The 12070-nt window shown below is 37.8% G+C and carries 12 protein-coding genes; all 12 read left to right on the top strand.

Translation table 11 applies throughout. From position 1 onward, the window contains the following. Positions 1-84: 84 nt before the first annotated feature. The 12 genes from spoVE to sigG all read left to right on the top strand — a co-directional run bounded on the left by spoVE (position 85) and on the right by sigG (position 12028). Entirely contained in the window at positions 85-1191 is a 1107-nt protein-coding gene (spoVE, locus tag BDR01S_RS09565) for a stage V sporulation protein E (protein WP_374725381.1), read from the top strand. Between the two features lie 164 nt (positions 1192-1355). Beyond that, complete coding sequence (gene murG, locus BDR01S_RS09560) at positions 1356-2459, top strand: undecaprenyldiphospho-muramoylpentapeptide beta-N-acetylglucosaminyltransferase (RefSeq protein WP_066252593.1); 1104 nt, start codon at positions 1356-1358, stop codon at positions 2457-2459. A gap of 61 nt (positions 2460-2520) precedes the next feature. Next, on the top strand, positions 2521-3429 hold the full coding sequence (gene murB / locus BDR01S_RS09555) for a UDP-N-acetylmuramate dehydrogenase (protein WP_066252596.1): 909 nt from the start codon (positions 2521-2523) through the stop codon (positions 3427-3429). A gap of 295 nt (positions 3430-3724) precedes the next feature. Next, entirely contained in the window at positions 3725-4498 is a 774-nt protein-coding gene (locus BDR01S_RS09550) for a cell division protein FtsQ/DivIB (protein WP_066252598.1), read from the top strand. Then, positions 4491-5201, top strand: coding sequence for a DUF881 domain-containing protein (locus tag BDR01S_RS09545; RefSeq protein ID WP_235846531.1), 711 nt, complete (start codon positions 4491-4493; stop codon positions 5199-5201). The genes BDR01S_RS09550 and BDR01S_RS09545 overlap by 8 nt, the downstream gene beginning before the upstream one ends. Before the next feature lie 55 nt (positions 5202-5256). Beyond that, on the top strand, positions 5257-5988 hold the full coding sequence (locus tag BDR01S_RS09540; RefSeq protein ID WP_066252600.1) for a DUF881 domain-containing protein: 732 nt from the start codon (positions 5257-5259) through the stop codon (positions 5986-5988). Next, positions 5988-6350, top strand: coding sequence for a small basic family protein (locus BDR01S_RS09535; protein ID WP_066252602.1), 363 nt, complete (start codon positions 5988-5990; stop codon positions 6348-6350). The genes BDR01S_RS09540 and BDR01S_RS09535 overlap by 1 nt, the downstream gene beginning before the upstream one ends. Positions 6351-6476: 126 nt before the next feature. After that, on the top strand, positions 6477-7769 hold the full coding sequence (gene ftsA, locus BDR01S_RS09530) for a cell division protein FtsA (RefSeq protein WP_066252603.1): 1293 nt from the start codon (positions 6477-6479) through the stop codon (positions 7767-7769). 38 nt (positions 7770-7807) lie between these two features. Then, on the top strand, positions 7808-8944 hold the full coding sequence (ftsZ, locus tag BDR01S_RS09525; protein WP_066252606.1) for a cell division protein FtsZ: 1137 nt from the start codon (positions 7808-7810) through the stop codon (positions 8942-8944). A 257-nt stretch (positions 8945-9201) separates the two neighbouring features. Then, on the top strand, positions 9202-10140 hold the full coding sequence (gene spoIIGA / locus BDR01S_RS09520; protein ID WP_066252607.1) for a sigma-E processing peptidase SpoIIGA: 939 nt from the start codon (positions 9202-9204) through the stop codon (positions 10138-10140). 44 nt (positions 10141-10184) lie between these two features. Continuing rightward, complete coding sequence (gene sigE, locus BDR01S_RS09515; RefSeq protein ID WP_026566384.1) at positions 10185-10904, top strand: RNA polymerase sporulation sigma factor SigE; 720 nt, start codon at positions 10185-10187, stop codon at positions 10902-10904. Positions 10905-11248: 344 nt separating this feature from the next. After that, the gene (gene sigG / locus BDR01S_RS09510) at positions 11249-12028 is read left to right on the top strand and encodes an RNA polymerase sporulation sigma factor SigG (RefSeq protein WP_066252609.1); all 780 of its coding nucleotides are present in this window, start codon (positions 11249-11251) and stop codon (positions 12026-12028) included. Positions 12029-12070: the final 42 nt, after the last annotated feature.

Raw genomic sequence — 12070 nt, 5'->3', positions numbered from 1 at the left:
AAGCGGAAGCACCCGTTTAGTGCTCGAGCTAGACAAATATCTTAGTTAATATAACGGAGCCCTAAAACTTAGCAGTTGAGGTGTATGGTTGTGCCGACAAAGAGAACAACTCCTGATTTTATTTTAATGATCGTAACATTCACGCTATTGGCTATAGGGCTTATCATGGTGTACAGTGCAAGTGCTATTTGGGCTGAACATAAGTTTAATGATTCCTTTTTCTTTGCGAAAAGACAAACTCTATTCGCTGGGGTTGGAGTTATTGCTATGTTTTTTATTATGAACATTAACTATTGGACATGGCGGACCTGGTCGAAAACCTTTGTTATTGCTTGTTTTATCTTACTTATTCTAGTCTTAATTCCTGGAATTGGTAATGAGAGAAATGGTTCTCGAAGCTGGATTGGGGTAGGGGCATTTTCCATCCAGCCATCAGAATTTATGAAGCTAGCGATGATTGCGTTTTTAGCAAAATATCTTTCAGAAAGACAAAAGCTGATTACTTCCTTCAAAAAAGGTCTTGTTCCCTCATTAGGGCTTGCCTTTGTCGCCTTTTCAATGATTATGCTTCAACCGGATCTAGGTACAGGAACGGTTATGATGGGAACCTGTGTCGTAATGATATTTATTGCAGGTGCACGGGTTAGCCATTTTGGTTTTCTTGGGCTATTAGGTGTCGCAGGATTCGTGGGCTTAATTGCTTCGGCGCCGTATCGAATTCAAAGGATAACCTCCTTTTTAGACCCTTGGTCTGACCCGCAAAATAGTGGTTTCCAAATCATTCAATCACTTTACGCGATAGGGCCGGGCGGATTGTTTGGACTTGGACTTGGCGAGAGTCGGCAGAAGTTCTTTTACTTACCAGAACCTCAAACGGACTTTATCTTTGCAATTTTATCTGAAGAATTGGGCTTTATTGGTGGATCGTTCATATTACTATTATTTGCATTGTTGCTATGGCGAGGGATTCGAATTGCTTTAGGTGCACCAGATTTATATGGCAGCTTTTTGGCTGTGGGAATTATCGCCATGGTGGCGATTCAGGTGATGATTAATATCGGAGTTGTCACAGGGCTTATGCCCGTTACGGGTATTACCTTGCCATTTTTAAGCTATGGAGGTTCTTCATTGACGTTAATGTTAATGGCTATCGGGGTTCTCCTTAATATTAGCAGGTATTCACGATTTTGAACCTTTCCCCTGTTTAGTGGCAGGGTTCTTTTTATTTTAATAAGAAATATAATTGATAACTTTACAATTAGATAACATTCTTTTTTCATTTGAGTTATTTCGTTCGTTTTTATAGTAAGATAGTTATGGCAATCTGGTGTTAAATAGTTAATGAGGTGGAAAAAATGAAAATAGTTATTAGCGGTGGAGGAACTGGTGGTCATATTTATCCTGCCCTTGCACTCATTCGAGAAATTCAAAAACAGAACAAAAATGCACAATTTTTATACATAGGGACTCGTAACGGATTGGAAAGTAAGCTTGTTCCTAGGGAGAATATAGCTTTTAAATCCATTCATATTACTGGTTTTCAAAGAAAGCTTTCCTTTGAAAATATTAAAACTGTCCTGCGCTTTCTAAAAGGTGTAAAAGACAGTAAAAGAATGTTGAAAGAGTTCAAACCAGACATTGTCATTGGAACGGGAGGATATGTATGCGGACCGGTTGTATATGCTGCATCAAAGCTAGGAATCCCGACAATCATTCACGAGCAAAATAGTGTTCCCGGGCTAACTAATAAATTTTTAAGCCGGTATGTAAACAAAATTGCGATTTGTTTTGAAGAGGCCAAAGAATTCTTTCCGAAAGAGAAGACTGTTTTCACAGGTAATCCTCGTGCATCTGAAGTAATTGGCAAGGATGGGATTCAGGGTCGGCTTGCGGCAGGGCTTAGTACAACAATGCCAGCCGTTTTAGTATTTGGAGGCAGCCGTGGTGCAAGACCTATTAATGAAGCTGTCGTAAAGGCATTTGCAGAATTGGCTGAAAAACCATATCAAATTCTTTATATTACAGGAGACGTTCATTTTGAGGATGTCAAAAAAGAAGTGGACCTAATTGGAAACCCCAAAAATGTAGTAATTAAACCTTTTATTCATAATATGCCAGAAGTTCTGGCGGGGATTGACCTAGTCGTTTCAAGAGCAGGAGCAACGACACTAGCAGAGATCACTTCGCTCGGTATTCCCAGCATTCTTATCCCTAGCCCATATGTAACAAATAATCATCAAGAGAAAAACGCAAGATCATTAAGTGACCATGGCGCGGCAGAATTACTCCTTGAAAAGGATTTAAATAATAAAAGCCTTGTAAACCATATAGATCGTATTCTTTTAAATAAGGATAATTTAAAGGAAATGAAGCTTAAGTCTAAAAAAATGGGTGTTCCGGATTCAGCTTTCCGACTTTATTCCTTAATGCAAGAGCTTGTAAAGGCAAAACAAAGGTAGCCCAAAATAGTTTTTAGCATAAACTGAAATAAATGCAACTTGGAAAGTTAGGGTGATTAATATGGACGCAATTATAACTGAATTAGAAAATTTAAAGATTGGTAAAGTGAAAAAAAATGAACCTCTTGTCAACCACACAACCATCAAAATAGGCGGTCCTGCTGACCTTTTTATTGAACCTTCATCTGTAGAAAATTTAAAACAGGTTATGAGTTTGGTGAAAAAATACAGCTTAAATTGGCGGGCAATTGGGAGAGGTTCTAATCTTTTAGTCTCTGACAAGGGCATTGAAGGGGCAGTAATTAAACTCGGTTCCGGGATTGATGAACTCAAAATCAATGGCACAGAGATTACAGTGGGCGGCGGACATTCCTTAGTAAGCTTGGCTACCCTTATTAGTAAAAAAGGAATGTCCGGTCTGGAATTTGCTAGCGGAATCCCTGGATCTGTTGGCGGTGCAGTATATATGAATGCAGGTGCACACGGATCTGATATTAGCAAAATACTGACACGGGCTCATATTTTATTTGAAGATGGGACGATGGAGTGGCTTTCGAATGAAGAAATGAAGTTTTCTTACAGAACATCTGTCCTCCAGAAAATCCGACCCGGCATTGTTGTGGAAGCTTCATTTCAACTTGTTGAAGGTGATAAAGAAGCAATTGTCTCACAAATGATTAAGAATAAGGATTATCGAAAAGAAACACAGCCGTGGAATTTTCCTTGTGCGGGGAGTATATTCAGGAATCCGCTACCGAATTACGCTGGAAAATTAATTGAAGTGGCTGGCTTAAAGGGTTTTAGTATTGGCGGTGCGAAAATATCAGAAATGCATGGGAATTTTATCGTTAATGCCGGAGATGCAACAGCAGGTGATGTGCTTGCCTTAATTCAGCATGTAAAGGATGTCATCTACAGCTTATATGAAGTAAAAATGGAAACAGAAGTAGAAATAGTCGGGAGAAAGTAAGAAATATTCATCGTCCGAATAGCGGCTAGTTTACTAGCCGCTATTCGGACGATGGGATAAGACTATTAGCAAAATTTCCAAGAAATAATACTTTCATTTCTTATTATAATTCCCGTACGAATGACAAATATTGTGTTATAATTACTGATAATATTATAGGTGTATCCTCGAAAAGTAACAGACGGCATGATTTTTCGTGCCGTTGTTTCTCTTTTCGAGGTAACACTATCGAATGTTTGGACAGGCATAGAAAGCTTTTCCTGAGGCAGCTGCTTTTTATTTGGAGGAAAAATAAATGGAAAAAGGAAAAATTGTTGCTCTCGAGGACCGTATCCCTAAGTTAAAGGAGCAAAGACGACGAAAAGCAAATAGACGACTTGTGCTCTTGTTAATTCTGTTTTTTACAATGATAGTTGTTATCGCCTATTCACAATCACCTTTAAGTCATGTAAAGACGATAACAATTAAAGGCAATGGAGTGTATTCCGCTGAGGAAGTAGTCAGTCAGAGCGGGCTTTCGAATAATACGAATATTTGGAAAATAAAAAAGGAAGAAGTTGTTTCTAAAATACAGCGATTATCTGAAATCAAAAAAGCAGAAATTAAGATTCGTTGGCCTAATACAGTGATTATTTTTATAAAAGAACATAAAAGAATTGCCTATCTTAAACAAGGGAATAAGTTCTTTCCGATTATGGATAATGGGAAAATTATAAAAAATAGAGAGGCAAATAAAATTCCTGTAAATTGTCCAATTTTATTTGAGTTCAAAGAAGGGGGAGCCCTTAATCAAATGGTTAAAGATTTAGAAAGTCTTCCTAGCGAAATTTCTAACTCTATTTCTGAAATCCATTACACTCCGAAGAGAACAGATCCCTTTCATATTTCCTTATTTATGAATGATGGATTTGAGGTGAGTGCGACATTAAGAAGTTTTTCGGAAAAGATGATGTATTATCCTTCAATTATCTCGCAATTAGATCCTAACAAAAAGGGGATTATTGACCTAGAAGTAGGATCATATTTTAAGGCTTTTGAATCGGAAGTGGAGGAAAAAAAAGTTGAGTAAGATTAAGGTGAAGGGTAAACATGTTGTTTTATCCCTTGTCTGCCTTGTATTAGGATTTATGATCGCTTTTTCTTACCATTTGACGCAAATAGAAAATAAAGAAAAAAACCCCAACGTATCCGGTAAACAATGGGAAAAGACGCTTGCATTAAGAAATCAATTAATTGCAGAAGAAAAAAGCAATCGTGAACTGCAAAAGGAGTTAAACCAAAAACAAGATATGGTTCTTAAGAATGAAAAGGAACTTTCGAAGGAAGCACAGATTTTTCTTAACCTTGCAGAAGATGCTGAAAAATATCGAATGTTTTTGGGAAAGGTGAAGGTCCAAGGTAAGGGGGTCAAGGTAACCCTCACTGATGGTGCATACGACCCAAAAGAAGACAACATCAATAATTACCTCGTTCATGAGCATCACGTATTTAAAGTGGTAAATGAACTATATATATCAGGAGCTGCAGCAGTTGCCATAAATGGGCAAAGGCTGACTAGCCATTCTTATATTATTTGTAATGGACCGGTTATTACGGTTGATGGTATTGAACATCCTGCACCATTTACAATTACAGCAATCGGAGACCCTGACGTCCTCTCATCATCGATAAACCTAATTGGAGGGGTGAAGGATCAACTAGTGAATGATAATATCGTTTTCACATTAGAAAAAGACGATAAAATTGTCCTAAATCCAATTCTAGGGAGTTAGGCTTTTTCCAAGTACTGTCCACGAGTTGATAATTTAAAAGGTTAGGTGAAAAAAAGTGGACAACCAAAAACTTAATGCTAGTTTTACATTGATAGCAGTCTTGGTTGGTTTCATGATTGCTATCCAATTTCAAACCATAAAAGAACCTGCTGAACGTGACACGCGTGATATTTGGCAGCTGCGTGAAGCGTTACTTAAAGAAAAAGAACTTCAATCCAATTTGTTAAGTGAAATCCGTTCGAATGAAGAAAAGCTGGCAGCCTATGAATCTAAGCGAAAACAAAGTAAAGAACAAACTTTAATCGATACATTAAAGGAATTAAAGATTGAAGCGGGTTTAACCGAAATAAATGTTCCTGGAATTACCTTGCATATAGAGCCGGTTATCGAAGAGATCAAGCCGGGTACCCCAGTGAATAAGGTTGTTTCTCCAGAACTTTTAAAAAGGTTGCTAAACGAATTAAATATGTATGAGGCAAAATATGTGGCGATTGATGGCCAAAGAGTTATTAATACGACTGTGATTCGTGACATCAATGGGGTAACAAAAATTGATGGGCATACGATTAATAGTTTGCCGATTGAAATTATCGTGGGTGTTGATGGTAATAATACAGCCGAAAAACTATACAATCGGATGAAAGTATCCAAATCTTCGGAAGAATTTTTTATTGAAAATCTAAAACTTTCCGTTTCAAGACCAAATCCGAACGTAACGGTACCAGCCTATGATAATTCCATTCGTATCCGCTACATGGAACCGGAAAAAGAAGGGGGCGATTCTTAATGTGGCTTCCATTCATTGGATTAATAATTGGGATCATTCTTGGCTTATTAACAGAGATACGAATTCCTGAAGAATATTCCAATTATTTGTCGATTGCTGTCTTAGCGGCATTCGACACTCTTTTCGGTGGAATTAGGGCTTACCTGCAAAATATATATGACGAAAAGGTGTTTGTATCAGGATTCTTTTTTAATATTATGCTTGCTGCAAGTTTAGCTTTTCTCGGTGTACATCTTGGTGTAGACTTATATTTAGCGGCAGTTTTCGCGTTTGGTGTCAGATTATTTCAGAATATTGCCGTAATAAGGCGAATAATATTGACAAAATGGTCAACAAACAAAGAAAAAGTAGAAAAAAATTGAAATTTTTTAAAGGGAATCATTTAGTTGTGACGAATATTTTAATAAAATATGACTATGGAAACTTTTCTTGGACAAAAAAATATAGTTGTTGTTCAACTTAAGGAAATCTAAAGGAGGTGCCAAAGAATGAACAGCAATGAAATATATGTTAGTCTTGACATCGGTACATCCAGTGTGAAGGTTATCATTGGTGAAATGGTCAATGACTCGGGTAAAGACTCATTAAATATAATTGGTGTTGGAAATGTAAAGTCTGAAGGATTACGAAAAGGCTCGATTGTAGACATGGACGACACCGTTCATTCGATTAAAAGGGCAATTGAACAAGCAGAAAGAATGATTGGGATGGAAATTAGGGATGTGGTGGTTGGCATTTCTGGGAACAATGTTATGCTGCACCACTGTCATGGAATTGTAGCAGTTTCAAGCCAAAACCGAGAAATTACGAATGAGGACGTCATTCGTGTTATTGAGGCATCCCATGTTGGATCAATCCCACCTGAAAGAGAGAACATTGGCGTTATTCGAAAACAATTTATTCTGGATGGAAAAGATGAAATTAATGATCCCCGCGGTATGATAGGAGTCCGCTTGGAAATGGATGGAACACTCATTACTGGCTCCAAGTCCATAATCATAAACACCCTCCGTTGTGTAGAACGTGCCGGACTCGAGATTGTAGATATTGTCCTTCAACCTTTGGCAGCAGGAGATTATGCCTTGTCAAAGGATGAGAAAAACCTTGGGGTAGCTCTTATTGACCTTGGTGGAGGATCAACAACAATCGCTGTTTTCGAAGAAGGATTTATAACTCAAACTAGTGTCATTCCAGTTGGCGGGGACTATATCACTAAAGATCTTTCTGTAGGGTTACGAACCTCAACTGAAGATGCAGAAAAAATTAAAGTAAAACATGGACACGCATTTTATGATGAGGCTTCAGAAGATGAAGTGTTTAGTGTTCCAATAATTGGCAGTGATCAGCATCAACAATTTAATCAGTTAGAAATTTCTGATATTATTGAAGCTAGAATGGAAGAAATTTTTGAACTAGTATTACATGAAATGAAACGCTTAGGATTAAGTGATCTCCCCGGCGGTTATGTTTTAACTGGCGGAATAGCAAATATGCAAGGTGTACTAGAGCTTGCCCAAGTGATTTTACAAAATCGAGTCCGTATTGCCGTGCCTGACTATATTGGTGTTAGAGAACCTCAATATACTACGGCTGTTGGTTTAATTAAATATGCCTACAAGAATGCTAGATTACCTGGTGGTACCATTGGTTCATCAACTATTGCTGAACCAGTCGAAAAGAGAGTACCAAAACAACAACAGCCTAAAGCAAAAGTAGAAAAACATCCGGAAGATAAGATGTCAACTAAAGTAAAGAAATTCCTTGGTTACTTTTTTGAATAGAAAATCAAAAAAGGAAGCGACGAATTAGGAGGATTGTCATGTTAGAATTTGATACAAATTTAGATTCTCTTGCAACAATAAAAGTAATCGGTGTTGGCGGCGGCGGTAATAATGCGGTAAACCGTATGATTGAACATGGTGTTCAAGGGGTAGAATTTATCGCAGTTAATACAGATGCTCAAGCATTAAATCTTTCCAAAGCAGAAGTTAAGATGCAAATTGGTGCAAAGCTTACTCGTGGACTAGGAGCAGGTGCAAATCCTGATGTGGGAAAGAAAGCTGCAGAAGAAAGTAAAGAACAACTAGAAGCAGCGTTAAGCGGCGCAGATATGGTATTTGTAACAGCCGGAATGGGCGGAGGTACTGGTACAGGTGCTGCACCTGTAATTGCTCAAATTGCCCGTGACTTAGGTGCATTGACAGTGGGTGTTGTTACACGTCCGTTTACATTTGAGGGTAAAAAACGTTCAGGACAAGCATCTGGCGGTATCGGTGCAATGAAAGAAGCCGTGGATACTCTAATCGTTATTCCTAATGATCGACTCTTGGAAATCGTTGATAAAAGCACGCCAATGCTTGAAGCATTCCGTGAAGCAGATAATGTGCTTCGCCAAGGTGTTCAAGGTATTTCAGATTTAATTGCTGTCCCTGGTCTAATTAACTTGGACTTTGCAGATGTGAAAACAATCATGTCCAATAAAGGTTCTGCATTAATGGGAATCGGTGTATCTGCAGGTGAAAACCGTGCAGCAGAGGCAGCAAAGAAAGCTATTAGTTCTCCTTTATTAGAAACCTCCATTGATGGAGCGCAAGGGGTACTAATGAACATTACAGGCGGAACAAATTTAAGTCTTTATGAAGTACAAGAAGCTGCCGATATAGTAGCCACTGCTTCTGACCAAGAAGTTAATATGATTTTTGGTTCGGTTATCAATGAAGCGCTTAAAGATGAAATTATTGTTACGGTAATTGCGACTGGATTTAAAGAAGAAAATACGCAGCCAAAAGCTACTCGTCCAACATTTGGACAAGCTAAGCCGACAATGGGCAATGTTAAGAGAGAGCAGCCAAAACGTGAAGAGGTTCAGCAAGAACCAGTTCGCCACAGCCAAGTTTCTCAAGAAGAAACATTGGATATTCCAACCTTCTTACGCAACCGTAATCGGAGAAGATAAATATTGAATACAATAAAAAAGACACGGCCAACAATAGGTCGTGTCTTTCTTTGTGTAGACTTAGTTTAATCGTGTTATTGATATAATCAACAGCCAGGTTTAATTAACATCATAATCTATCTGACAAAATCCGTTGTGAATAGTGGAAAATTCTGTTTTTTTGATTACAGAAAGTGACACACTTCAGCCATACAAGTACGTTATACTTTTTCGTAAACAGAAAGGAAAAGCTGACAATTTAAAGGGAGGAAGCTCGCCTGACTATTTATTTAGATGTGATTTGGGCACTAAATTTGTTTTTTGATAGCCTGCTTCTATATTTAACAGCTATTTTTCTTAAAAGAGAAATAAAATTAGCACGGCTGTTTGCTGGTGGCTTTATTGGTTCATTGATCATTTTATTATCATTTACACCATTAAATGTCTACACAAGCCATCCAATTTCAAAATTCTTATTTTCAATCGTAATGGTGTTAATAGCCTTTGGGTATAAACGGTTAACTTTTTTCTTTAAAGCCTTAATGACACTTTATGTTTCAACTTTTTTAATTGGCGGGGCATTAATGGGGACCCATTATTTTATTCAATATGACTCTGAATTGACCACTAGAGTCCTAATGACAAGTGTAAAAGGGTTCGGTGATCCAATAAGCTGGCTATTCGTCTTTATTGGATTTCCTGTAGCATGGCACTTTTCTAGAAAAAATATTGAAAGTATGGAGATGACCAAAATTCAATTTGATCAAATTGTTAAGGTAACCGTGAAAATTGACAATGAAACCCTTACTCTAAAAGGATTAGTGGATAGTGGAAATCAACTGTATGATCCATTATCAAAGCTTCCTGTTATGTTTGTGTCAATTAAAAACCAGCTAGATACTATCCCTGAGACAATCAGGAAACTTGCAGAAGAACCTGACGTCCTTATTAATGGCTGCGGAGACCTCCCAGAGGAATGGCAGAATAGGCTTAGAATCATTCCTACGCGAGTTATTGGACAAGAGCATCAGCTGATAATAGCAGTTAAACCTGAAAGTATCTTAATCGAACACAATGGGACTCAGTATTTATGTGAAAAGGGACTTGTATCTTTCACAATTAAGCAACTCTCTAGTGAGGATGCATTTCAATGTATTGTTCATCCAAAGATGCTGACAGGACAAAAGCACCAAACAGATACCGTTAAGGTAAGTTAATATTACTATACTCAGAAAAACATATTTTAGAAGGAGGAACACGCATGAAAAAATGGAGGCTTCGCCTATCCTACTACTGGTATAAACTATTAATGAAATTAGGCTTAAAAACAGATGAAGTTTATTATATTGGTGGTAGCGAGGCATTACCGCCTCCTTTGAGTAAAGATGAAGAAGAGATGCTATTAAAAAAACTTCCCGGTGGCGACAAAGCTGCAAGGTCGATATTAATTGAGCGAAATCTTCGTCTCGTTGTTTATATTGCCAGAAAATTTGAGAATACAGGGATTAATATCGAGGATTTAATTAGTATTGGTACGATTGGATTAATAAAAGCTGTAAACACCTTTAATCCTGAGAAAAAAATAAAACTAGCTACATATGCCTCTAGATGTATCGAGAATGAAATTCTCATGTACTTAAGACGTAATAATAAAATTAGATCTGAAGTATCCTTTGATGAACCATTAAATATTGATTGGGATGGGAATGAGCTTTTATTATCTGATGTATTAGGAACAGATGATGATATTATCACAAAGGACTTAGAAGCTAATGTGGATCGAAAGCTTTTGACTAAAGCTCTCCATCAACTTACAGACCGTGAAAAACAAATTATGGAACTCCGGTTTGGTCTAACAAACGGGGAAGAAAAGACCCAAAAAGACGTGGCCGACATGCTGGGTATTTCCCAATCCTATATATCAAGATTAGAAAAAAGAATCATTAAAAGATTACGGAAAGAATTTAATAAAATGGTATAAGAAAAGCGGAATCGCCCGTTTAGCGGCGTATGGACTGGAGCGCTTCGACTGAGATAAAGGAAACACGGAGAGCGTAGCGATTCGATGTTGACTTATCGTAGGGAGGAGAGCGAAGTCCACTAGACGCTGGGCGATGTAGCTAGACAGTTGTCTAAGTAAATAGAATTACTATTTTTACCGTGGGAAAAGAAAATTTTTTTCGCAAGAAAAACCTAAGATTTTCGCGACTTTATTCCATTTTTCGACAAATATGCACTTGTCCACTTGCGTGGATAAGTGCATATTTTTCCTTCTCAAGGAGATACTGTTTTTTGTACAGCAACTCCTGTGAGGAGGGAAAAGGATTGACTCGAAATAAAGTTGAAATTTGCGGTGTGGACACAGCAAAACTTCCTGTCTTAAAGAACGAAGAAATGAGAATACTCTTCAAGCAAATGCAAGAGGGCGATATTTATGCCAGAGAAAAGCTCGTCAACGGTAATTTACGACTCGTATTAAGTGTCATTCAACGTTTTAACAATCGAGGCGAGTTTGTTGACGACTTGTTTCAAGTTGGCTGTATTGGGCTAATGAAGTCAATTGATAACTTTGATTTAGGCCAAAACGTAAAGTTTTCAACCTATGCGGTTCCGATGATTATTGGAGAAATTCGAAGGTATCTTCGTGATAATAATCCAATTCGTGTTTCAAGGTCCCTTAGGGATATTGCCTATAAGGCCCTTCAAGTAAGGGAGCGATTGATGAGCGAGACTTCAAGGGAGCCGACTGCAGAAGAAATTGCCAAGGTCTTAGAGGTTCCACATGAAGAAATTGTATTCGCCCTTGATGCCATACAGGACCCAGTGTCCCTTTTCGAGCCAATTTATAATGATGGCGGCGATCCGATTTATGTAATGGACCAATTAAGTGATGAGAAGAATAAAGATATCCACTGGATTGAAGAAATTGCTTTAAAAGAAGGAATGCGAAGGTTAAACGATCGTGAAAAGTTAATTCTACGTAAACGATTTTTTCAAGGAAAAACCCAAATGGAGGTCGCGGATGAAATCGGGATTTCACAAGCTCAGGTTTCTCGACTAGAGAAGGCGGCCATTAAACAAATGAATAAAAATATTCAAAGTTAAGCTGTCCTTTGGGCAGCTTTATTTTTATTCCTTTTTCTAAAA

Source organism: Neobacillus drentensis NBRC 102427 (assembly GCF_001591445.1).
Classification (GTDB): Bacteria; Bacillota; Bacilli; order Bacillales; family Cytobacillaceae; genus Neobacillus; species Neobacillus drentensis.
This window is presented reverse-complemented; position numbering and strand designations above follow the sequence as displayed.

Bases quoted from the DNA above. Each gene is read 5' to 3' on its own strand.
- spoVE (WP_374725381.1), top strand. From the start codon at position 85: ATGGTTGTGCCGACAAAGAGAACAACTCCTGATTTTATTTTAATGATC.
- murG (WP_066252593.1), top strand. From the start codon at position 1,356: ATGAAAATAGTTATTAGCGGTGGAGGAACTGGTGGTCATATTTATCCT.
- murB (WP_066252596.1), top strand. From the start codon at position 2,521: ATGGACGCAATTATAACTGAATTAGAAAATTTAAAGATTGGTAAAGTG.
- BDR01S_RS09550 (WP_066252598.1), top strand. From the start codon at position 3,725: ATGGAAAAAGGAAAAATTGTTGCTCTCGAGGACCGTATCCCTAAGTTA.
- BDR01S_RS09535 (WP_066252602.1), top strand. From the start codon at position 5,988: ATGTGGCTTCCATTCATTGGATTAATAATTGGGATCATTCTTGGCTTA.
- ftsA (WP_066252603.1), top strand. From the start codon at position 6,477: ATGAACAGCAATGAAATATATGTTAGTCTTGACATCGGTACATCCAGT.
- ftsZ (WP_066252606.1), top strand. From the start codon at position 7,808: ATGTTAGAATTTGATACAAATTTAGATTCTCTTGCAACAATAAAAGTA.
- sigE (WP_026566384.1), top strand. From the start codon at position 10,185: ATGAAAAAATGGAGGCTTCGCCTATCCTACTACTGGTATAAACTATTA.